Source organism: Alteriqipengyuania flavescens (assembly GCF_030406725.1).
In the GTDB taxonomy this organism is placed as follows: domain Bacteria; phylum Pseudomonadota; class Alphaproteobacteria; order Sphingomonadales; family Sphingomonadaceae; genus Alteriqipengyuania_B; species Alteriqipengyuania_B flavescens.
This window is the reverse complement of sequence record NZ_CP129107.1, coordinates 599,766-621,810: the sequence shown is the minus strand read 5'-3', so window position 1 is coordinate 621,810 and position 22,045 is coordinate 599,766. Positions and strand designations below refer to the sequence as shown.

Below are 22,045 nucleotides of genomic sequence, written 5' to 3'. Positions count from 1 at the left end.
TTGCCGGTGGGCTAGGCGCAAGCGCGCGGCGCGGCAACAGGCAAGAGGCGCGCCTGCAGCGTTCACCCCAGCTTCAAGCGCATCGTGGCAGGTGTCCTTATACCGAGGAGACCCCACATGCGCCGTTCCCTTATTCTCGCGCCCGCCGCGCTCGCCAGTGCCTTGTTCGCCGCCCAGCCTGCCGCTGCGCAGGACGCCGAAGCCGCTGCGCCGCTAGCTGCCGAGGAGAACATCGCCGAGGTTGCCGAAGGCTTGCGCGATCCCGCCATGCAGCAGCTGGCAATCGGCGTGCTCGGCGCGATGATCGAAGGGCTGATGGAGATGCCCGCCGCGCCGCTGATCGAGGCGGTCGACCGGGCCGACGGCACGCTGGACGAGCCCGTAGACCCCGACACGACCCTGGCTGACCTCGCCGGACCCGAAGCCGCGGAAATCCCCGCGCGCCTGTCCGAAGAGCTGCCGGCCGCGATGGAAACGGCTGCTGACATGAGCGAAAGCCTCACCGCGATGCTGCCCGTCCTGCGCCAGATGGCGGAGCGGCTGGCCGAAGTTGGCGAAGTCGCCCGCCGCTAGGTATTTTTTCACCCTTCTCCCCCAGGATCGCTGCATGTTCAGAACGCTCGCATTCGCCCTCCCGCTCGCTTTGGCCCCGCTTCCCGCGGCGGCGCAGGATTACTCGCTGACCACGGATGAAGCGGACAATTTGCGCTGTGCGGTGGTGTTCGCGCTCACCGCCGGGTTCAACCGCGCCGGGCTCGAAGGCTTCGAACAATACGGCGACATCGACGCGCGCGGCGAAGAATACTTCGTGGAAACGATGGTGAGCATCTCCGAGGCGCACGACATCGAAGGCCCGGCCCTGATGCCGCTGGTCGAAGAACAGGTCGGCGAATTGACGGAAGATCCCGACACGGTCGCGGCGATGATCCCCGAATGCCTCTACCTGCTCGAAGATTTCGAGGCGGGCGTGGTCTAACCTCTGGCAGGCGCTGCGAGTAGCGCCGCCACCAATTCTTTCGCCCAAGCCGCTTTATCTGCGCCGCTGCTGGCGGTAACGGGGTTGCTTCATGTGGCAGCTCCATTCCTTTCCCCTGTGCCCCTTCAGCCGCAAGGTGCGCCTCGCGCTGAGCGAGAAGGGTGTCACCTATGAGATCTGGCGGGAGCATCCGTGGGAAGGGCGCGACGCGTTCCTCGCCCTCAACCCCGCCGGCCGCACGCCGGTGCTGCGACACAAAGGCAAGGACATCACGCTGATCGACAGCCAGGCGATCTGCGAATTCCTCGACGATGCGGTGGAACGCAGCCCGCTGATCCCCGGCAACGCCATCCGCCGTGCGGAAATCCGCCGGCTGGTCGCGCTGTTCGACGGCAATTTCTACGAAGACGTCACCGGGCCGTTACTGGTCGAGAAGATGAAGAAGCGCATTGTCGCCAAGGCCCCGCCGGACTCGCGCACCCTGCGCGAGGTGATGCGGCTGGCGGCGCAGCACCTCGAATATATCGACTGGCTGGTGGACAGCCGCCGCTGGCTTGGTGGCAGCCGGATCAGCCTGGCCGACTTTGCCGCCGCCTCCCACATCTCGGTCGCCGATTACCTCGGCGGGATCGACTGGGACGGGCACGAGGAAGCGCTCGGCTGGTACCGCGTGATGAAGAGCCGGCCGAGCTTCCGCCCGCTCTTGGCCGAACGCATGGAAGGCATCCATCCGCCGGCGCATTACGCGCAGGTCGACTGACCCCCAGCCGCTGTCGCACGCGGGCGGGAACCGGGGCGCTTCGCCAGCGCTTCTCACAGGCACACGCGGAGATACGTTACATGCCCGATAACAAGCTCGACATTTCAGAAGCCGAATGGCGCGAACGGCTGACGCCCGAACAGTACCACGTCCTGCGCGAAGGCGGGACCGAACGGGCCTTCACCGGCGCGCTCGACAAGAACAAGGAGCCGGGCGAGTACCTGTGCGCCGCCTGCGGGCAGAAACTGTTCGAAAGCGAAGCGAAATACGACAGCGGATCAGGTTGGCCGAGCTTCTTCCAGCCGACCGCCGTCGATGCGGTGGACGAGGAACGCGATACCTCCCACGGCATGATCCGGACCGAGGTGAAATGCTCCAACTGCGGCAGCCACCTGGGCCACCTGTTCCCCGACGGGCCGCGCCCGACCGGCATGCGTTATTGCATCAATTCCGCCGCGCTGGAGTTCGACGCGGAGTAAACGCACGCCCTGGGGTCTTGACCCTAGTTGTTCACACCTTGTTACGACAGTCCTATGCAGGTGCGGCGGCGTTGTATAGCTAGGGCCGACCAACTTCGGGGTGACGGGTAACTTGACGGGTATCTCATGGCACGCAAGCGGAGCGTAGGCTCCAGGGCCAGGCCACAGGACAAGGTCCGCGCCGAGGCGCGCGAGCGAGCCGCGCGCCGTCCGCAGAAACCTTCGCGCCGCAAGGCCGAACCGAAGGAGCGCGGTCCTGTCTGGAAATGGACCCGCCGGTTCCTGATCGGCGGGACGTTCGCGGCGCTGCTCGGCGCGCTGGCGCTGGGGCTCGCCGTGTTCTTCGCCGCGCGCAACCTGCCCAGCTTTACCACGCTCAAGGCTTCGCAGGCCGGCCAGACCATCGTCGTGCGGGCGAAAGACGGCACGGAGATGGTCGAGCTGGGGCCGAGCTACGGCCAGTGGCTGCGCTCCGACGAGATACCCGAAGTGATGAAGACCGCGATGATTTCGGTCGAGGACCGGCGGTTCTACAGCCACTTCGGCGTCGACCCGCTGGGCCTCGGCCGCGCGGTCTACAATGCCTTCCGCGACGACAAGCGGGTGGGCGCTACCTCGACCATCACCCAGCAGCTGGCGCGCAACGTCTTCCTCAATAACAACCGCACGCTCGACCGCAAGCTGCGCGAAGGCATCCTGGCGCTGGCGCTGGAAAGCAAGTTTTCCAAGGAACAGCTGCTCGAGCTCTATCTCAACAAGGTCTATTTCGGCGGCGGCGCGTACGGGATCGACAGCGCCAGCCGGAAATTCTTCAGCCATTCCGCCCGCGACCTGACGCTGGCGGAAGCGGCGATCATCGCCGGGCTGGTGAAGGCGCCCAGCCGCTATGCGCCCACCGCCGATATCAACGCCGCCGTAAGCCGCGCCAACGTGGTCATCATGCAGATGCGCAAATACGGCGGCCTCTCGCCCGGCGAGGCGGCGCAGGTCGACGTGTCTTCGGTCAACATCAAGACGGACACCAACCAGAATTCGGTGCGCTATTTCACCGACTGGGTCCTGCCGCAGCTCGACCTCTACCTGCCCGACACGCGCGAGCCGATCGAGGTTTACACCACGCTCGACCTCGGCATGCAGCGCGCGGCGACGGCGGCGATCAAGGACAACGTGCCGTCTGGTGCACAAGGCGCGCTGGTGGGGCTGGACCGCGACGGGGCGATCCTCGCCATGGTCGGCGGCACCGATTACGTCACCAGCAATTACAACCGCGCGACCAAGGCGGTGCGCCAGCCCGGCTCCTCGTGGAAGCTGTTCGTCTATCTCGCGGCACTGGAAGCGGGTTTCGTGCCCGACGACATCGTGACCGACGAAAAGGTGACGATCGACGGCTGGACGCCGCGCAATTCGGGCGGTGGCTATGCCGGCGACATGACGATGCGCACCGCCTTCGCCCTGTCGCGCAACACGGTGGCGGCGCAACTGGGGAACGAGGTCGGCTTTACCAGCGTGGCGGGCATGGCGCGGCGGTTCGGCATCACGACGCCGATCTCCACCTATCCTTCCATGGTGCTGGGCTCTAACGAGGTGCGCCTGATCGACATGGCGCGCGCCTTTGCCAGCGTCTCGGCGCGCGGACGCTCGATCGAGCCCTACGGCATCGTCAAGGTGACCGGGCAGAACGGCAACCTCCTTTACCAGCACAGCAAGCCGCGCACCTACCAGCTGGTGCCCGACCACGTGGCCGCGGGCATGCTCGACCTGCTGCAGGCGGCGGTGCAGACGGGCACGGGCCGCGCGGCGCAGATCGGCCGGCCGGTCGCGGGCAAGACCGGCACCACCAGCTCCAACAAGGACGGGTATTTCGCGGGCTTTTCCAGCGGGATCACGGCGGCGGTGTGGATGGGCCGCGACGATGCGAAGCGCGTCAGCGGCCTGCAGGGCGGCCGCGCGCCGGCCGCCGCCTTCGCCGCCTTCATGCGCTATGCCGTGAAGGACCGTCCGATCGAGGAATTCGATACGGACCTGAACCTGCCGGAATGGCAACTTGAGCCGGACGAACAGGAATACCAGTACACCGAGCCGGAGGATTACTATTTCATCGACGAGCAGGGGAACCTGATCGAGCCCGACCGCAACAGCCCGCGCGGTAACGGCAACCTCGTCGATCCGGACGGCAATCCGATCCAGCCTGGCGCGGGTTCCGGCGGCGGTCAGCCGATGCCGACGGGGCGCCCGGCGCCGCCTGCAGCGGACGACGATTTCCTCGACCGGGCCACGGGCAACACCCGGCGCGTGCCCACCCGCCAGCCGGACGTGCGCAGGCCCGCCCCTGCGCGAACGCCGCCGCCGCCCCAGCCCCTGCCGCCGCCCGACCAGGGCGCGGCGGTCGCTCCGCGGGAAGTGCGGATCATCACCGGACGCAGCGACTAGTCACAGGAAAACGGCGCGGAAGCCATCGCTCCCGCGCCGTTTCCGTCTGTCAGAATTGTCGATCTAGCGCAGGCGGACCGGCACGTAGGCGGGGTTCTGGCCGATCGGCTGGATGCGCAGCAGCAGCGCCGGGCGATCCCGCTCCTTGGCCTCGGCAATGACCTCTTCCAGCTGTTCGACGGTCGTCACCGGCTGGTAGTTGGCAGTCAGGATCACGAAGCCGCGGCGCAGGCCCTTGGTGGCCGCGTCGGAGGCCGGGTCGATCGCGTTGATGACCAGCCCTTCGGTGCCCGCATCCACGCGCAGGCGGCGCGCCAGGTCGGGCGTCAGCGGGAAGACCTGCAGGCCCAGCGCCTCTTCCACCGTGGCGCTGCCTTCGCCCATGCCGGGCATCGGCTGGTCGCTTTCGGGATCGAAGTTCTGCTGCTGCAATTCCTGCTCGCTCGGCCGCTGGCCCACGGTCACGTTCACGGTGCGCTCGCGCCCGTCGCGGAAAATGGTCAGCGGGATGCGCGTGCCCGGTGCGATATTGGCAACGAGGAAGGACAGCGTCTGTTCGCGCGTCACTTCCCGGTTGTTCACTTCCAGCACGATGTCGCCTTCGCGCAGGCCCGCGGCCGCGGCCGGCTGGCCGGGGGTCAGGCTCTGGACGATCTCGCCGCGGTCTTCCGGAATGCCGAGCGCGGCCGCCGTATCCTCGTCTACCGGACGGATGCCGATGCCCAGAAAGCCGCGTTCGACGGAACGGCCCGCCATCAGCGTTTCCACGATAGGCTGCGCGGTTTCAGCCGGTATGGCGAAGCCGATGCCGACATTGCCGCCCGACGGCGAGAGGATATTGCTGTTGATGCCGATCACGTTACCGCTCATGTCGAACAGCGGCCCGCCGGAATTACCCGAATTGATGCTGGCATCGGTCTGGATGTAGCGGTCGTAAGCGCCCCCGCCGGCGGTGCGCAGGACGGCGGAGATGATGCCGCTCGTCACGGTACCGCCCAGTCCGAAGGGGTTGCCGATGGCAATCACCCAGTCGCCGGCCCTCGCATTTGCCGAATCGCCGAATTCAACGAAGGGGAAGTCCTCCCGCCGCGAAATCTTGAGCACGGCAAGGTCGCTCGCCGGGTCGGCGCCGACCAGTTCCGCTTCGTATTCGGTGCCATCGGCCAGGCGCACCGTGATCTCGTCCACGGTGGCGTTGCGGCTACCGGGGGCGATGACGTGATTGTTGGTCACGATGTAGCCATCGGCGCTGATCAGAAAGCCGGAACCCAATGACTGGCCTTCGCGGCGGACCGGGCCGTTGTTGCCGAAGCGGCGCGCCAGGGGCGTGCCCGCGAACGGGTTCTGCACCTCCACGCTCTGGCGCGTGAAGATGTTGACGACCGCGGGCTGCAACTGTTCGGTGAGGTCGGCGAAGCTGGCGGGCGCGCCGGCGCGCGGGACCACGCTGCTCATCCGGGAATCGTCGTTCTGGGCGACCTGAGCGCCCGCAGGCACCCCGGTCAGCAGCGATACGGTCGCCCCGCTCAGCAGCAGGGCAGTGGTGATGGAATAGGCATAGCGCACGGGCTTCACGTCCTTGTCGTTCCTTGTCTCTCCCGCCCGGCGCTGGCGCACGGGCGCATGTTCGTGCCCCTCGTGGCCAGCGCTTTCGCAAAGCGCAGCCGAACGGCGGCTTAACGGCGAGGTAGGTACGCAAGTCCGCGCTGCAAGGACGCATCTGCCCTTGCGCGCGCGAGAGGCCGCCGGCAGCCCCGGCCTTACTGGCCGGGGTTGCGGAAGCGGTTCAAATATTCGTTGTCGGGCGACAGGATGATGCTGCTTTCGCCCGTATTGCCTTCGCCGCGGAAGGTCTGGTCGTAGCTCTGCATGGCCCGGTAGAAGTCGTAGAAGCCCGGATCCTTGCCGAACGCCTCGGCATAGATGCGCGCGGCCTCTGCGTCGGCTTCGGCGCGGATGATGCGGGCATCGCGGTCGCCCTCCGCCCGGATTTCCTGCGCCTCGCGCTGGCGGTCGGAACGCATCCGTTCGAACGCGGCCTGCAGGGGATCGCCTTCGGGCAAGTCGGTGCGCTTGATCTGCACGTCTATCACCTCGGCGCCATATTGCCGCGCCTGCCGGTCGAGGTTGGCGCGCACGTTGGCAAGCGCGCTGCCGCGTTCGGCGGTCAGCATGGCCTGGAACGTGCGCCGGCCCAGTTCCTGCCGCAGCACGGAGTTCAGGATCGGTTCGAGCGCGGTCCGCACGCCATCTTCGTTGCCGGCGCGTTCGACCATCCGGACCGGATTGACGATGCGGAACCGGGCGTAGGCGTTGACGACCAGGCGCTGCTGGTCGCTCGACAACACTTCCTGATCGGTCATGTCGAGGTCGAGGATGCGCTTCTCGACCAGTTCGACCTGGTCGACGATGGGCAACTTGAGCCACAGGCCCGAACCCGTGCTGCCGCCTGCGGTGTTATAGGTATACACCGGCTCACCGGTGCGGATGACGACGGCCTGCTTTTCCTCCGGGACGATGAAGGCGCTCATCGCGAAGAGGACGAGCAGCGCGATCACGGCAATCACGGACAGCTTGTGGTTGGTCCAGAGCTTTTCCATCTTACTGGCCCCCCGTGGCCGGCGCGGCGGGCGTTGCGGTCTGCCCTTCCTGCGCGCGGCGGCGCACTTCGGGCAGCGGCAGGTACGGTGTCACGCCGCGCGGTTCCACGATGGTCTTGTCCGTGTTCGACAGCACTTTTTCCATGGTCTCGTAATACAGGCGGCGGCGGGTCACTTCGGGGGCGAGCCGGTACTGTTCGTAGACCTTGTTGAAGGCCTCGGATTCACCTTCCGCCAGGCTGAGAACCTGCTGCGCATAGCCGCGCGAGCGGTTACGGGCGGCATCGGCGTTCTGTTCGGCGACGGAAACGTCGCGGAAGGCATCGTTGACCTCGGCCGGCGGGTCGGACTTGTCGATTTCCACGCCCAGCACCCGGATACCGGCCTGGTAACCGTCCAGCACGCGCTGCATGCGTTCGCGCACGGCGAGCTCGATTTCGGCACGCCCCTGGCCCGAGAAAGTCTGGTCGAGGGTCTTTTCCGCCACCGATGCGCGCATCGCCGCTTCGGCCACTTCGGTCACCGTTTCTTGCGGCTCGACCAGGCGGAACTTGTAGTTTTCGAGATCCTTGATGTTCCAGCGCACGATATAGGTCAGGTCGACCAGGTTCTGGTCGCCAGTCAGGATCAGCTTCTGCTGCTGGCCGTCTGTCGGGATCCTGACCCCGACCACCGTCTGGACGGGGACGATTTCGACCGTCTCGATGGGTGCGGGCAGGGTGATATGGAGCCCCGGGTCGAGGGTGCGGGAATAGCTACCCAGCGTTTTCACGACGGCCTGTTCCTTCGGCCCGACCTGGTGGAACATCGTCACGACCAGGAACAGCGCGACGAACAGCACCACGATGACCGGAACCCAGCTCTTGCCGCCGGGGCGCTGGGGCATGCGGAAGTTGGGGCCGCCGGGGCCACCGCCGCCGGTGCGGCGCGGGCCTTCGGGGCCGCGGTTCTTGAAGATATCCTCGATGGAGGCGGACCGGCGCTTCCTGCCGTCGTCGCCGCCGCCACCGGGAAGCCAGGGATTGCGCGGGCCGTCACCCCCCGAACCACCACCGGAGCCGGACGGCTTTCCGCCGTCGCCGTTTCCGCCAGAACCGCTGCTGCCCCCCCAGGGATTGCGTTTACCTGCCATGGCGAGCGCGATGCGCCCGAAGAACCCACCCGATTTTGTCATGCCATTCTTATAGGGTCGATTTCTGGCGATAACAGGGGTTGCGGCGCAAAATTGCGTAGGAATGGGCGGGAAGATTGCGCTAGCACGCCGGCCATGGACGAACCCCCCGCAGCGCGCCGCAGTCTTTCCGCAGACGACCTGCCCGATGCCATCGCAGGCCGGGTCCAGCGGCTGACGCTGGAAGGCGGGATTGCGACCTGCATCCTGGATGCAGGCGGCCTCGGCGCGGGCGAGCGGGCGCAGCTGGAGGATGGCGCGCGGGCCGCGCTGCTCGGCGTGGCCGGCGTCGACGACGTGCGGATCGCCCTGACCGGGGAGCGGGTGAAGCGGCAGCTGGTCGCCATCGGATCGGGCAAGGGCGGGGTCGGCAAGTCCACGCTGACTGCCAACCTCGCGGTGGCGCTGGCGCAGATGGGCCACAAGGTGGGCGTGATCGACGCCGATATCTACGGGCCGAGCCAGGCGAAACTGCTCGATTGCGAGGGCGTGAAGGCGGAGGCGCAAGGCAAGCAGCTGGTCGCGCTGGAGAGCCCGCACGGGGTGCGCGTGCTTTCCATGGCCCATTTGATCGAGCCGGGCCGCGCGATCGCATGGCGTGGGCCGATGGCGGCAGGGGCACTGACCCAGCTGGTCGAGGCCGACTGGGGCGATGCGGAAATCCTGCTGATGGATTTGCCGCCCGGCACCGGCGACGTGCAGATCACCATGCTGCAGAAACACCGGCCCGACGGCGCGGTGATCGTTTCCACGCCGCAGGACCTGGCGCTGATCGACGCGATGCGCGCAGGGCAATTGTTCGAGCAGGGGCAGGTGCCGGTGATCGGGCTGGTAGAGAACATGGCGGGCTATGTCTGCCCCCATTGCGGGGAAGCGAGCGACCCGTTCGGGCGCGGCGGGGTGGAAACGGCGGCGCAGCGCCTCGACATCCCCTTCCTCGGCCGCATCCCGCTGACCATGGAGCTGCGGCGGGCGAGCGATGCCGGAACGCCGCTGGCCACGGGGGTGGAAGCGCAGGGCTTTTCCACCATCGCGCAGGCGCTGGCCGGCTGGCTGGCAGTGACTGGACGTTAGTATGCAGGTCACGCGGCGCGGCGTGCTGGTGGGCGTGGCGGCGGCAGGCGGCCTTGCCGCGCTCTACACGCTCGCCCCGCGCGACTACGCGATCCCGCTCGACCCGGCAGACGGCGAAACCGCCTTCGATGCGTGGATTAAGATCGCGACCGACGGGATGGTCACCGTCGCCGTGCCGCAGCTCGAAATGGGGCAGGGCGTCACCACTTTGATCCCGCAGATCGTCGCGATGGAGCTGGGCGCGGACTGGCGCCAGATCGCGGTGCAGGCCGCGCCGGTCAGCGGGGCTTATGCGAACACCGTGCTCGCCGCAGAATGGGCGCCGCTTTGGATGCCTTTCGCCGGCGGGCTGGCGGAGGATGCGGACGATTTCCTCGTGCGGCGGTTCGCCGGGAACGAGCGGTTTACCGCCACGGCGGGCGGCACCTCGCTCGCCGCTTACGAACAGCCGTGCCGCGATGCCGCGGCCAGCGTGCGCGCGTTGCTCTGCATGGCGGCGGCGGATCGCTGGGGCGTCGATTGGGAGGAATGCCGCACGGAAAACGGCTTCGTCATCCACGATGCGGGCCGCCTGAGGTTCGGCGATCTGGCGGAGGAGGCAGCGGGGTTCGCCCCGCCCGATCCGCCGCCGGTCTTCTCCGAACCGCCGGCCGATACGCCCGCCGCCCCATCCGGCCCGGGTATCGGGGAGGAGACCAACGCCTGGCCCCGGCTCGACCTGCCGGCGAAAGTGGACGGCACGTGGCAATTCGCGGGCGACGTGCGGCTGCCCGGCCTCGTCTATGCCGCGATCAAGCACGGCCCGCTCGACAAGGCGGAACTGACCGCGTTCAACCGCTCGGCCGCGGCGGACATGCGCGGCGTGGTCGGGATCGTGGAAGGCAAGCGCTGGCTTGCCGCGGTTGCGGAAACCAGCTGGCTGGCGGAACGCGCGGTCGAGGCGATGAGCCCGCGATTCTCGGTCACGCGGCTGGTCGATAGCGAGTCTATCGCGGTCGCGCTGTCGGATGCGGAGCTGAACGGCACGGGCACCGTCGTCGCCTCGCGCGGGCAGGGCGCGGAAGGCTTCGGCAAGACCGACCTTGCCCTGCGCTACGAAATCGCGCCCGCGCTCCACGGGCAGATCGAACCGACCACCGCCACCGCGTGGTACCGCGACGGCACGCTGGAACTGTGGCTGGCGAGCCAGGCCCCCGAACAGGCCCGCCGCGCGGCGGCCAAGGCGGCGGGCGTCGCGCTGGAAGACACGATCCTCTACCCGATGCCGGCAGGCGGCAGTTTCGACCGGCGGCTGGAGCATGGTCACGCGATCGAGGCGGCGGTGATCGCCCGCGAAATCGGGCGGCCGGTGCAGCTGGTGTGGAGCCGGTTCCAGGAACATCTCGCCGGGTATCCGCGCACACCGGCCTCGCTGCTGCTGTCCGCGCGCCACGGGGACGAGGGGACGATCACCAAGCTTAAAATGCGCGCCAGCCTGCCCGCGACCGCGCGCGAATTCGGCGAGCGCCTGTTCGGCAATGCGACCAGCTGGAGCGCCATCGAGAACACGGCAGGTAAGGCGGACCCGATGGCGCTGGCGGGCGCCATGGCGCCCTATGCCATTCCCGACGTATCGATCACCCACGTGCCCGCCGCCATCGACCTGCCGACGGCGCGGATGCGCGGCAATGCCCACGGATATACCTGCTTTGCGATCGAAAGCTTCATCGACGAGCTCGCCCGCCGCCACGACCGCGATCCGCTGTCCTACCGGATGGCGCTGCTGGGCCAGGACCTGCGGCTGGCCGAATGCATGCAGCGCGCTTCCCGCCTTGCGGGGTGGGACGGCGGCTCGGCGGGTTCGGGGCAGGGGCTCGCCTGCCATGTCATCGGCGGTGCGCGGATCGCAGCCATCGCCAACGCGCAGGCGGGCGAAGGCGGCGTGCGGGTCAAGTCGATCCACGCCGCGGTCGATATCGGCCGCGTGGTCAACCGCGACATCGCGCGCCAGCAGGTGGAAGGCGGGCTGATCTTCGGCCTCGGCCTCGCCGTTGGCAGCAGCACCGATTACCGCGACGGATTGCCGACCAGCCAGCGGCTCGGCGACCTGAACCTGCCGACCCTGGCCAACAGTCCGGAGATAACCGTGGACTTCGTCGACAGCACGCTGCCGCCCGCCGATCCGGGCGAGATCGGGGTCGCGGTGGCGGCGCCCGCCATCGCCAATGCGCTGTTTTCGGCAACGGGGCTTCGCCTTCGCCGCCTGCCGCTGCTATCGGCCGGCCTATGACCTGGCAGACCCAACAGCTTCCCGGCGACCACCCCCCGGTGAAGAGCGGCCGTATCGGCGTGCTCCTCGTCAATCTCGGCACGCCCGATGCGCCGACACCCAGGGCGGTGAAACGCTACCTCGCCGAATTTTTGTCCGACAGGCGGGTGGTCGAAATCCCGCCCATCGCGTGGCAGCCGATCCTGCGCGGCATCATCCTCAACGTCCGCCCGAAGAAGAGCGCCCACGCCTATGCGCAGGTATGGGGCGAAGACGGCTCGCCGCTCGCCGCGATCACGAAGGCGCAGGCCGAAGGGCTGGCAAGGCGACTGGGTGACGCGGTCCATGTGGACTGGGCCATGCGCTACGGCACGCCGTCCATTCCGGAGCGGCTGCAGGCGATGCTGGACGCAGGCTGCGACCGCATCCTGTTCGCCCCGCTTTACCCGCAATATTCCGGTGCGACCACGGCGACCGCGTTCGACAAGGCGGCCGATGCGCTGAAGGCGATGCGCTGGCAACCCGCCTTACGCACCCTGCCGCCCTATCACGACGATCCGCTCTATATCGATGCGCTGGCGGCCGATCTTTCGGGCCAGCTCGATGCGCTCGATTTCGTGCCGGAAGTCCTGCTGCTCAGCTTCCATGGCATGCCGCAGCGCACGCTGGAGCTGGGCGATCCCTACCACTGCCACTGCCGCAAGACCGCGCGGCTGCTGGGCGAGAAGCTGGCCCGCGACGGATTGCGGATCGAAACCACGTTCCAGAGCCGCTTCGGCCCGGCCAAGTGGCTGGAGCCGGCAACCGACGCCACGCTGGAAGCGGAAGGCGCGAAGGGCACGAAACGCCTTGCCATTGCCGCGCCGGGCTTTTCGGCAGACTGCCTGGAAACGCTGGAGGAGCTGGTGATCCAGGGCCGCGAGCAGTTCGTCGGCGCCGGCGGGGAGGCATTCGCGGTGCTCGAATGCCTCAACGCGCGCGAACCCGGCATGACCATGCTGGAGGCGATGGTCCGGCGGGAACTATCGGGCTGGATTTAAGCGTCCGGTTAACTTACATTTATGTAAGTAGATCGCCCGCCCGGAGTCCCTCATGGCCACGCTTGCATCCCACGCTGCCGAACCCGCCCGCTACACCCACTGGTCGCAGGCGATACCCAAGGACGCGTTGGACCACATTCCCGGCGAACACGGCCCGCCGGTCGTCGGTCACACGTTCAGCCTGCTGGGCGGCCCGCACGAATTCACGCGGCGGATGCACGCGAAATACGGCAACATCTACCGCGTGTGGAGCTTCGGGCGCTGGCACGTCAGCCTGCTGGGTGCGGAAGCGAACGAGCTGGTGTTGTTCGACCGAGAGAAGATCTTTTCGAGCGAGCAGGGCTGGGGCCCGGTGCTCGACCAATTGTTCCCGCGCGGGCTGATGCTGATCGATTTCGACCACCACCGGGTCGATCGCCGCGCGCTGTCCATTGCCTTCAAGCCGGGGCCGATGCGCCATTACGCGGGCTCGCTCAACGCCGGTATTGCGCGGCGCGTCACCGAATGGGGTGCGGGCGAGATGGAATTCTACCCCGCGATCAAGCAGCTGACGCTGGATCTGGCCGCCGAAAGCTTCATCGGCCTGCCGTTCGGGCCGGAAGCCGAGCGGATCAACGAGGCTTTCGTCTACATGGTGCAGGCCTCGGTCGCGCCGATCCGCAAGCCCTTGCCCGGCACGCTGATGCGCAAGGGCGTGAAGGGCCGCGAATTCCTCGTCGATTTCTTTACCAGGGAAACACATCGCCGCCGCGCGGAAGGCGGCGGGCAGGACATGTTCAGCCAGTTCGCCACGGCCGAGCGCGAGGACGGCACGCTGTTACCGGTCGACCAGGTGGTCGATCACATGAACTTCCTGATGATGGCGGCGCACGACACCATCACGTCCAGCGCGACCTCGCTCGTCTGGCTGCTCGCCAGGCATCCCGAATGGCAGGAGAAGCTGCGGGAGGAATTTCGCGCGGTGACCGGCGGCGAAGGCCGCGACCTCGATTACGACGATCTCGGCAAGGTCGATCTCACCGAAATGGCGTTCAAGGAAGCGCTGCGCCTGATCCCGCCCGTGCCCGCCATGCCGCGCCGCGCGCTCAAGCCCTTCGAGTTCGAGGGCTATACCGTCCCGGCCGGTACGCCCGTGGGCATCAACCCGCAGTTCGTCCACACGATGGAAGAACACTGGGACGACCCGCGCAGCTTCGATCCCATGCGCTTCACGCCCGACAAGGTGAAGGCGCGCCACAAATACGCCTGGGTCCCCTTCGGCGGCGGCGCGCACATGTGCCTCGGCCTCCATTTCGCCTACATGCAGATCAAGGTGCTGTTGGCGCAGCTGCTGACCCGCTACCGCATCGAGGTCGCGGACGGCTACCAGCCCGAATGGCAGGCCTGGCCGATCCCCAAGCCCAAGGACGGGCTGAAGATTACGCTCAGAAGTCTCTGAGTATCATTTGTTTCATGACCGCGCCTCCGCGCGGTCGTCCTCCCTGCTGTTCCCACCGCTGCGCGGCGGGGCAGGTCCGGGGCGGGCGGTCGCCCTTGCCGCCGCTTGCGCGGCGGAGCTCCGCGACTTGGATTGCTGAGTAGGACTGGCGCACCGTGCAAGCGGTGCCAGAGGCCGACCGGCCGACCGCAGCGGCCTCGCAGCCGGAACGAAGTCCCGGCGGAGAGAATAGCCGCGAGGACGACCGCGCGGAGGCGCGGTCATGAGAAAAAAGTTTGTTCGAGGACGAAGCCGCGGAGGCGGCTTCATGAAACAAACAATCCAACCTTCAAAAATCTATCGCGATGCCGTCTTTCACCCAGTCGCCGTATCGCGTCGGGCTGAGCTTCTCATCCATCTCAGGCTTTTTTGGCGCGGGCGGAGGTTCGCTCGTCCAGTGGACGGGCTTTTCGAAGGTTTCGGGCCGCTTGGTCGCGCGTTTGGTCATGCGGTTGAAATGCGCATGGCGGGCCGGGGTTTCAACCGCTAGAGGGCCGGCATGGCGATCCAGGGACTGAACTCGCGCAAGGCTGCGCTCAAACTGCTCGACGGCGTGCTGCACCGGGGCGAGGTGCTCGACCGGATGCTGCCGCTGGTGACGCGCGAGCTGTCGCCGTCCGACACGGCGCTGGCTCGCGCGATGGCGAGCGAGGCGCTGCGCTGGCTCGCCGATCTCGACGCGCTGATCGACAGCGCAACCAGGAAGCGACTGCCGGACGATGCCAAGGTGCGCAGCGTGCTGCGGCTGATGCTGGTGCAGGTGCTGCGGCTCGACACGCCGCCGCATGCCGCCATCGCCACCGGCCTGCCGTTGCTGGTCGGCGGCCCGCGGCGGCTGGCGCATGGCGTGTTTTCCACCCTGACCAAGGGCGGCGCTTCGCTGCCGGATTATCCCACCCTGCCGGACGGCCCGATGGCGCGCTGGGGTGAAATGGCGGAAGGTGTGGCGAAAGGCCTCGCCCAGCCGCCGCCGCTGGACCTGACGCTGCGCGATCCCGCCGCGACTGGGAAATGGGCGGAGAAGCTGGGGGGCGTCTCGCTGATGCCCGGCCATGTCCGCCTGCCGCGCGGCCAGCGGGTTGAGGATCTCGAAGGGTTTGGCGACGGCGCGTGGTGGGTCCAGGACCTTGCCGCGTCGCTGCCCGCACGGATGCTCGGCGCCACTGCGACCGAGGGGGAGGGGCGCAGCGCGCTCGACCTGTGCGCCGCGCCGGGCGGCAAGACGATGCAGCTGGCGGCGCAGAACTGGCGCGTCACCGCGGTCGACAGCAGCGTGGCGCGCACCGCGTTGATGCGAGACAACTTGCAGCGCACGGGCCTGGCGGCGGAAATCGTCGTCGCCGACGCGCTGGAATGGGAGCCGGAGGAGCCGTTCGACGCGATCCTGCTCGACGCGCCGTGCAGCGCCACGGGCACCTGCCGCCGCCATCCCGACGTGCTGCACCGCATCGGCGGCAAGCAGATCGCGGAACTGGCCGAATTGCAGGCCGCCCTGCTCAAGCGGGCTAGCGGCTGGCTGAAGCCGGGCGGGACGCTGGTCTACGCCACCTGCTCGCTCGAACGCCGCGAAGGGGAGGGGCAGGCAGGCGCGGTGGAAATGACGCCGCAGCCCATCGCACAGTCCGAACTGCCGGAAGGCCTCGCGCCCACTGAAGACGGCTGGCTGCGCACCCATCCCGGCCAGTTGCCGGACGCCGGCGGACTCGACGGTTTCTTCGTCGCGCGGTGGAAGGCCTGATCTCCCCTCCCCGCGGGGAGGGCCGGGGGCGGGGGCTCGACATCACAGCGGTAGTACCCCCATCCCAACCCTTCCCCACGGGGAAGGGCTACTCAGGGGAAGAAGACCGCCTCGTCCCCCGCGCTCCACGGGGCGTGGCGGACCATCACCGTCTTGAATAGCTCGCTGCCGACTTGGCGGGCGAGCCAGGCGCGGACGCGGGGGATGGGCTGGGCGTCGAACCAGTCGCGGTCCGTTGCGGCGAACTGGCGGACGAAGGGGAAGATTGCCGCATCCGCCTTGCCGCGCATTTCGCCGCAGAGGTTGGCGCTGTCTTCAAGCCGGCGCTCCAACTCTTGCAGGAAGGCCAGCCCGTCTGCCCGGTGCTCCAGCGGATCGGTGTCGTAGCGCGTGTGGTATTTGTAACGGTCGAGCGCGTGTTTGAACGGGCCGTCGCAACGCGCAATCAGGTCCGGGGCGTCGCGTTGCAGCCAGCCTTCCGGATCATGCGCGCGCAGGGCATGGTCCATGATGGAAAGGCTCTCGTCGATCACAACATCGCCCGGCAGGACGAGCACCGGCACCGTTCCCTTGGGCGAAGCTTCCAGCATCGCCGCCGGCTTGTCCGACAGCTTCACCTCGCGCAGCTCTATCTGTTCGTTAGCCACTGCCAAAGCCAGCCGCGCCCGCATGGCATAAGGGCAGCGGCGGAAGCTGTAGAGGACGGGCCTTGCGATCAGTCGGTCTCCAGCACGGCGCCGACATGGGCGCGGCCCTTGCTCAGCGCGAGCGCTTCCTGCCGCTGCCGTTCGCGATAAGCGGCGCGCTGTTCCTCGGTGCGTTCGTCGTGGCAGGCGGGGCAGCTGACCCCGTCCTCGTAGAGGGGGGAGCGCCGGTCGACCTCGCTGACCGGGCGGCGGCAGGCGAAGCACAGGCCGTGCGAACCTTCCGCCAGACCATGGCCGAGCGACACGCGCTGGTCGAACACGAAGCATTCGCCGCGCCACAGGCTTTCCTCTTCCGGCACGGTTTCGAGATAGCGCAGGATTCCGCCCTTGAGGTGGTAGACCTCTTCCACCCCTTCGGACTTCAGGAAGGCGGTCGATTTCTCGCAGCGGATGCCGCCGGTGCAGAACATCGCGACCTTGCGCGGTCTGTCACCGTCGCCGAGCAGTGCGGCACGATTGTCGCGGAACCACTGCGGGAATTCGCCGAACTCCTTGGTAGCGGGATCGATCGCGCCTTCGAACGTACCGATGCCGACTTCGTAATCGTTGCGCGTGTCGATCACCACCGTGTCGGGATCGGCGATCAGCGCGTTCCAGTCTTGCGGTTCGACATAAGTGCCGACGCTGGCGGTGGGATCGATATGGGGCTGGCCCATCGTCACGATCTCGCGCTTCAGCCGCACTTTCATGCGGTGGAACGGCATCGTTTTCGCTGACGAGAACTTGACGTCGAGTTCGGCGCAGCCGGGCAGGGCGCGGATATGGGCCAGCACTGCGTCGATGCCTTCGGGCGGCCCGGCGATGGTGCCGTTTACCCCTTCCTTCGCTAGCAGGATCGTGCCGCGCACCCCCGCCGCCTTGCACACGCCGAGCAGCGGCGCGCGAAAGGCGGCAGGGTCCTCGAAGGGGGCAAAGCGGTACAGAGCGGCGACACGGATCACGCGATCAGGCCTTCACCTTGTTCTGGAAGCTCTTGCGCAGCTTCATCAGCTTGGGCGGGATCACCGCGAGGCAATAGGGGTTCCGCTGGCCTTCGCCTTCCCAGTATTCCTGATGGTACCCTTCAGCCGGGTACCAGGTGCCGTCCTCGATCGTGGTGACGACGCCGCCGCCGCGCGTCTCGTTCTCGCGCGCGATGCTGGCTTCGGCCTCGGCCCGCTGCTCGTCGTCGAGCGGGAAGATCGCGCTGCGATACTGCGTGCCGACGTCGCCCCCCTGTCGGTTGAGCTGGGTCGGGTCGTGCGTCGCCATGAAGATGTCGAGCAGCTCGGCATAGGAGATTGTGTCAGGATCGTAGAACACCTTCACCGCCTCGGCGTGGCCGGTGCTGCCGCTGCACACGTCCTTGTACGTGGGGTCGGCCGTCTCGCCGCCGATATAGCCGCTTTCGACGCTGCTGACGCCGATCACGTCGTTCATCACCGCCTCGGTGCACCAGAAGCATCCGCCGGCCAAGATCGCCTGTTTCGTTTCCGCCATGTCGTCAATTCTCCTTCGGCGAGCATGTAGGAAACCGCCTGCGCTTTGTCATCGCACTTGTCTCCCATCCCGCTCTCGGCAATAGCTCGGCGACACGAAACCGGGAGAATTCCATGCGTCGCCTGCTTGCCACTGCCGCCATCCTTGCCATGACCGTTGCCTCCGCGCCCGCGATGGCCAACCATCACGGGGAAATGGCCATGGGGGGCATGCACGCCAGCCACCATGCCTTGCGCGCCGTGCTGGCCAGCGATGCCCGCGGGGAAGACGGCGCGCGCGACGCGTATCGTCACCCGTTCGAAACGCTCGATTTCTTCGGCGTCGAACCGGGCATGACCGTGGTCGACTATATGCCGGCGGGCGGCTGGTACACGCGCATCCTGGTGCCTTATCTGGGCGCGGAAGGCCGCTATATCGGCCTGATGCCGGACCCCGCGGCCGCCGATGCGAGCGGGTTTGCCGATTACTTCGGCGCGCTGCCCGGCCGGTTCGCGGAAGCCTATCCCGGCTGGAGCCTGACCGGGGCGCCGATCGAAGGCTACGCCTCGCAGGACGTTCCCGAAGCGATGGCCGGCACGGTCGACCGGGTGCTCATCTTCCGCGAGATGCACAACCTCCTGCGCTCCGGCACGATGTACACCGAACTCGCCCGCATCCGCAGTATGCTGAAGGACGACGGCAGGCTCGGCATCGTGCAGCACCGTGCGAAGGCCGATGCGCCGGCGGAGTATACGCTCGTCACCAAGGGCTACCTGCGCCAGGACGATGTCATCGCGCTGGTCGAAGCCCATGGCTTCGAGCTGGTCGGCATGAGCGAGATTAACGCCAACCCGGCCGATCCGGCAAACTGGGAAGACGGCGTGTGGATGCTGCCCCCGGGCAACCGCGGCGACAATGCCGAGGCTGCAGCGGTGGGCGAAAGCGACCGCATGACCCTGCTCTTCGCCAAGCGCTGAGGCGAAAATGACGCGCACGCTGACCGTCGCAGCGCTGCAGCTGGCGCTGGGTAGCGAGGACGAGACCGCCAATATCGAGACCGTGTCGGCGCTGGTCGAGCAAGCCGCGGGAGAGGGCGCGCAGGTCATCCTGCCGCCCGAACTTTTCGCCGGCCCCTATTTCTGCAAGGTGGAGGACGAAGCGCTGTTTGCCCGCGCGCGCCCGACCGCCGAACACCCGAGCGTGCTTGCGATGCAGGCGCTGGCGAAAAGGCTAGGCGTGGTGATCCCAACCAGCTTCTTCGAGCGCGACGGCCACCATTACTACAACACGCTGGCGATGGTGGACGCGGGCGGGGAAATCCTCGGCACCTATCGCAAGAGCCATATCCCCGACGGGCCGGGCTACGAGGAAAAGTACTATTTCCGCCCCGGCAACGACGGGTTCAAGGTGTGGGACGTGAACTTCGGTTCGGGGGTGACCCGCATCGGCGTCGGCATCTGCTGGGACCAGTGGTATCCGGAAGCCGCCCGGGTGATGGCGCTGATGGGGGCCGAGGTGTTGTTCTACCCCACCGCCATCGGCTCCGAACCCTATGACGCGGAATTCGACACCAGCGCCATGTGGCAGCGCGCGATGCAGGGGCACGCGGTCTCCAACTGCATGCCGGTCGTCGCGGCCAACCGCATCGGGACGGAAAGCGAAACCGGCTCCGATCAGGCATTCTACGGCCACAGTTTCGTGACCGACGAGTGGGGCGAAAAGCTGGGCGAATTCGGGCGCGAGGAAAGCGGCGTTCTGGTCCACACGCTCGACCTCGACCGGGCGGCGAAGCACCGCGCTGGCATGGGCTTCTTCCGCGACCGCCGCCCGCAGCTCTACGGCCGCATTTGCGAGGACATCTGAGCCACCGCTACCTGATCGCGTTCGGCAGCAACCGGCGCCATGTGCGCCATGGGGGGCCGCGCCGGATCATTGGGGCTGCGCTGGCCGCAATCGGCGCGCTGGATGCCCGCATCATCGCCGTGTCGCCCACGATGACCAGTCGCCCGCTCGGCCCGTCGCAGCGCGATTATGCCAACGCGGCGGCGGTCATCGAAACCGCGCTGCGCCCGCGCGAATTGCTGCGCGAATTGCAGCGTATCGAGCTTGATTTCGGACGGCGGCGGCGAGGCCGGCGCTGGGGTGCGCGCACGCTCGACCTCGATATCGTGCTGTGGGACGGCGGGGTCTTTTCGGACGATGCGCTGGCGATACCCCATCCGCATTTCCGCGAGCGCGGCTTCGTGCTCGGCCCCGCCGTCGCGATTGCGGGCCGCTGGCGCGATCCGGCCACCGGGCTTTCGCTCGCCCATCTTCATGCGCGCTTGACCAAGCCCTGACCCCGCCTTAGGGCGGCGCGCGGTGGATGGGCCCTTAGCTCAGTTGGTAGAGCAACTGACTTTTAATCAGTAGGTCGCTGGTTCGAACCCAGCAGGGCTCACCACCTTTTCTCTTACATTTCAGTAATTTATGCGCCTCTAGCCTTGTCTCCAGCACGGCTATTGGGCATTGAACACCGAATGAATACCGAAAGTGCTAGAGCCAGGAGGGTGCGCCGTCGTTCCCTTCAAAATTATCGCCGCTCTGCCAAACGGTCTCAATTCCCTGATTCGCGAGAAAACCAATGTGATCGTCGCTGGGACGGTGCTCAAAGCAAGCAACTCTCACAATCTCTCGGTCACCAGCCAAGGGCTCGGTCACGAACGCTTCGTAGTAGAGGATTTGGGAGAGGGCGTCGCGAACGCGGTCCCTTTCGTCTGCCTCAGAGCCGTCTAGCGTTTTAACCTCCACTAGGATCGCCCGCTCGTCGTGGGGAGCGAGAATGTCGAATGGATCTTCGTAAAGGTCGCAACCGGCAGAGACCAATTTCCCAGCGAGGGCCTTCACAATTAGATTGTGCCGTTTAACGCGATCGGCACGAGCTGCGATCGCCGTTGCCATTTTTTCGGGATCGAGATCGGGGGGCGGGGCAGGTTCTGATTCTTCCCCGGTGCCTGCTTGGCCGATTGTGTCGGTCGTAACTTTCCGAGGTTTGCGCGAAGCGCGCGACTTCTTCTCGTCCTCCTCCGACGGGGTTGCGACACTAGAGTCTTGGGTAGGCGCAACCTGACCAGGGGTTTGGGAGAGTTTGTAGGACTGCCCAGTCTTGATGACATCACCAAGCTGCTCAGCGAAGCGCGGCAGCATCTTCTTGGCGTTATCCCAGTTTGACTGAAATACCCCGATTTTCTGCCGTATCGCATCCTCCGAAAGATCAGATAGCTCTGCAATCCGGTCAAGCTCAGCCTTGGTGTCGTTCCTTGCCTCTAAAGCAAGTGCGCACTTCGCCCGAGTGATCCCCGGCCGCCGCGCGACGAGCCGTAGGAGGACCTGGTAGGGGTGGGAAATGTCACCATCCCCATCATGGGTCATGTTGCTGAGCGCGGTCCTCCAGAATGTGATCTGATCTTCGTCAAAGTCCTCATCAGCATAGTCGGCGGCTTGAACACCAAGGGGGGTAAGCTCCAGAGAGTCGCCAGTCTCATCAATCAGCCCGAGATGACGGTAAAGCTCCCGCAAGCCGCGCGCCGCTGTCTGATGGCCTTGGTTGCTGGCCGGCTTTCCTTCCTGAGATGCCAAATAATCCTCAACAGGCATCGGGTTATGGCCAGTCCCCGCAACACCCGCACGGACAAGCGCCTCGCCGTAAACCGCGTTAATTCCCGCAATAGCGTTGTCGCCTGCCTCGATTAGGCCGCGTGCGACCTTCAGGCCTTTTGCTAGTTTGCCGAAATCGGCGATCTGGTTGGGGAAGCCCTTCAACGTTCGTCCTCTCAAGTTATTGAGAGGAAGGGCTAACTACATTTGCGTGTTCGGTCCAGACCACTGCGGAGAATGGCTCGAAACGG

General features: G+C 66.7%; 21 protein-coding genes and 1 tRNA gene. 14 read left to right on the top strand and 8 right to left on the bottom strand.

The genetic code is table 11. The features are described from left to right. The first annotated feature begins 117 nt into the window (after window positions 1–117). The 5 genes from QQW98_RS03300 (at window position 118) to QQW98_RS03280 (ending at window position 4,645) form a co-directional block, all read left to right on the top strand. Window positions 118–573: a hypothetical protein gene (locus tag QQW98_RS03300; protein ID WP_290136129.1), complete on the top strand. Its 456-nt coding sequence runs from the start codon at window positions 118–120 to the stop codon at window positions 571–573. A gap of 34 nt (window positions 574–607) precedes the next feature. Continuing rightward, window positions 608–976, top strand: a complete 369-nt coding sequence (locus tag QQW98_RS03295) for a hypothetical protein (RefSeq protein WP_290136128.1) — start codon at window positions 608–610, stop codon at window positions 974–976. A gap of 91 nt (window positions 977–1,067) precedes the next feature. Continuing rightward, on the top strand, window positions 1,068–1,736 hold the full coding sequence (locus QQW98_RS03290) for a glutathione S-transferase family protein (protein ID WP_290136127.1): 669 nt from the start codon (window positions 1,068–1,070) through the stop codon (window positions 1,734–1,736). Window positions 1,737–1,816: 80 nt separating this feature from the next. Beyond that, window positions 1,817–2,215, top strand: a complete 399-nt coding sequence (gene msrB, locus QQW98_RS03285) for a peptide-methionine (R)-S-oxide reductase MsrB (RefSeq protein ID WP_290136126.1) — start codon at window positions 1,817–1,819, stop codon at window positions 2,213–2,215. A gap of 126 nt (window positions 2,216–2,341) precedes the next feature. Continuing rightward, entirely contained in the window at window positions 2,342–4,645 is a 2,304-nt protein-coding gene (locus QQW98_RS03280) for a transglycosylase domain-containing protein (RefSeq protein ID WP_290136125.1), read from the top strand. A gap of 63 nt (window positions 4,646–4,708) precedes the next feature. Here QQW98_RS03280 and QQW98_RS03275 read toward each other — a convergent pair whose 3' ends face one another. The 3 genes from QQW98_RS03275 to hflK form a co-directional block, all read right to left on the bottom strand. After that, window positions 4,709–6,262, bottom strand: a complete 1,554-nt coding sequence (locus QQW98_RS03275) for a Do family serine endopeptidase (protein WP_290136124.1) — start codon at window positions 6,260–6,262, stop codon at window positions 4,709–4,711. Window positions 6,263–6,405: 143 nt separating this feature from the next. Continuing rightward, window positions 6,406–7,245, bottom strand: a complete 840-nt coding sequence (hflC, locus tag QQW98_RS03270; RefSeq protein WP_290136123.1) for a protease modulator HflC — start codon at window positions 7,243–7,245, stop codon at window positions 6,406–6,408. Between the two features lies 1 nt (window position 7,246). After that, complete coding sequence (gene hflK / locus QQW98_RS03265; protein WP_290136122.1) at window positions 7,247–8,419, bottom strand: protease modulator HflK; 1,173 nt, start codon at window positions 8,417–8,419, stop codon at window positions 7,247–7,249. A gap of 93 nt (window positions 8,420–8,512) precedes the next feature. Between hflK and QQW98_RS03260 the strand changes: the two genes are divergently transcribed. Genes QQW98_RS03260 through QQW98_RS03245 form a run of 4 tightly spaced genes read left to right on the top strand, consistent with a single transcriptional unit; the run spans window position 8,513 to window position 14,216 of the window. Then, window positions 8,513–9,490 carry an Mrp/NBP35 family ATP-binding protein gene (locus QQW98_RS03260; protein ID WP_290136121.1) on the top strand — a complete coding sequence of 326 codons (978 nt, stop codon included), beginning with the start codon at window positions 8,513–8,515 and terminating at the stop codon, window positions 9,488–9,490. Window position 9,491: 1 nt separating this feature from the next. Then, window positions 9,492–11,759: a molybdopterin cofactor-binding domain-containing protein gene (locus QQW98_RS03255; RefSeq protein WP_290136120.1), complete on the top strand. Its 2,268-nt coding sequence runs from the start codon at window positions 9,492–9,494 to the stop codon at window positions 11,757–11,759. Beyond that, complete coding sequence (gene hemH, locus QQW98_RS03250) at window positions 11,756–12,778, top strand: ferrochelatase (protein ID WP_290136119.1); 1,023 nt, start codon at window positions 11,756–11,758, stop codon at window positions 12,776–12,778. Before QQW98_RS03255 ends, hemH begins: the two co-directional genes overlap by 4 nt. Before the next feature lie 52 nt (window positions 12,779–12,830). Then, window positions 12,831–14,216 (top strand): cytochrome P450, encoded by a 1,386-nt coding sequence (locus tag QQW98_RS03245; protein WP_290136118.1) that lies wholly within the window; start codon window positions 12,831–12,833, stop codon window positions 14,214–14,216. Between the two features lie 328 nt (window positions 14,217–14,544). On the opposite strand, the gene QQW98_RS03240 is transcribed toward QQW98_RS03245, so the two are convergent. Then, window positions 14,545–14,703, bottom strand: coding sequence for a DUF1674 domain-containing protein (locus QQW98_RS03240; protein WP_290136117.1), 159 nt, complete (start codon window positions 14,701–14,703; stop codon window positions 14,545–14,547). A gap of 51 nt (window positions 14,704–14,754) precedes the next feature. On the opposite strand from QQW98_RS03240, the gene QQW98_RS03235 reads away from it, so the two are divergent. Beyond that, window positions 14,755–15,993, top strand: coding sequence for an RsmB/NOP family class I SAM-dependent RNA methyltransferase (locus tag QQW98_RS03235; protein ID WP_290136116.1), 1,239 nt, complete (start codon window positions 14,755–14,757; stop codon window positions 15,991–15,993). 92 nt (window positions 15,994–16,085) lie between these two features. On the opposite strand, the gene QQW98_RS03230 is transcribed toward QQW98_RS03235, so the two are convergent. The 3 genes from QQW98_RS03230 to msrA are packed head-to-tail and all read right to left on the bottom strand — an operon-like array spanning window position 16,086 to window position 18,179. Then, entirely contained in the window at window positions 16,086–16,709 is a 624-nt protein-coding gene (locus QQW98_RS03230) for a glutathione S-transferase (RefSeq protein WP_290136843.1), read from the bottom strand. Beyond that, window positions 16,709–17,641, bottom strand: a complete 933-nt coding sequence (gene trhO / locus QQW98_RS03225; protein WP_290136115.1) for an oxygen-dependent tRNA uridine(34) hydroxylase TrhO — start codon at window positions 17,639–17,641, stop codon at window positions 16,709–16,711. The genes QQW98_RS03230 and trhO overlap by 1 nt, the downstream gene beginning before the upstream one ends. A 4-nt stretch (window positions 17,642–17,645) precedes the next feature. Continuing rightward, entirely contained in the window at window positions 17,646–18,179 is a 534-nt protein-coding gene (gene msrA, locus QQW98_RS03220) for a peptide-methionine (S)-S-oxide reductase MsrA (protein WP_290136114.1), read from the bottom strand. 113 nt (window positions 18,180–18,292) lie between these two features. On the opposite strand from msrA, the gene QQW98_RS03215 reads away from it, so the two are divergent. From QQW98_RS03215 to QQW98_RS03200, 4 genes are all read left to right on the top strand, one after another. Continuing rightward, on the top strand, window positions 18,293–19,135 hold the full coding sequence (locus QQW98_RS03215; RefSeq protein ID WP_290136113.1) for a class I SAM-dependent methyltransferase: 843 nt from the start codon (window positions 18,293–18,295) through the stop codon (window positions 19,133–19,135). Window positions 19,136–19,142: 7 nt separating this feature from the next. After that, on the top strand, window positions 19,143–20,021 hold the full coding sequence (gene aguB / locus QQW98_RS03210) for an N-carbamoylputrescine amidase (protein ID WP_290136112.1): 879 nt from the start codon (window positions 19,143–19,145) through the stop codon (window positions 20,019–20,021). Further along, the gene (gene folK, locus QQW98_RS03205) at window positions 20,006–20,497 is read left to right on the top strand and encodes a 2-amino-4-hydroxy-6-hydroxymethyldihydropteridine diphosphokinase (RefSeq protein ID WP_290136111.1); all 492 of its coding nucleotides are present in this window, start codon (window positions 20,006–20,008) and stop codon (window positions 20,495–20,497) included. Before aguB ends, folK begins: the two co-directional genes overlap by 16 nt. Window positions 20,498–20,525: 28 nt before the next feature. After that, window positions 20,526–20,601 (top strand) — tRNA-Lys (locus QQW98_RS03200). A 92-nt stretch (window positions 20,602–20,693) separates the two neighbouring features. Here the strand turns inward: QQW98_RS03200 and QQW98_RS03195 are convergent. Further along, window positions 20,694–21,959, bottom strand: a complete 1,266-nt coding sequence (locus QQW98_RS03195) for a hypothetical protein (RefSeq protein WP_290136110.1) — start codon at window positions 21,957–21,959, stop codon at window positions 20,694–20,696. Between the last annotated feature and the right edge of the window lie 86 nt (window positions 21,960–22,045).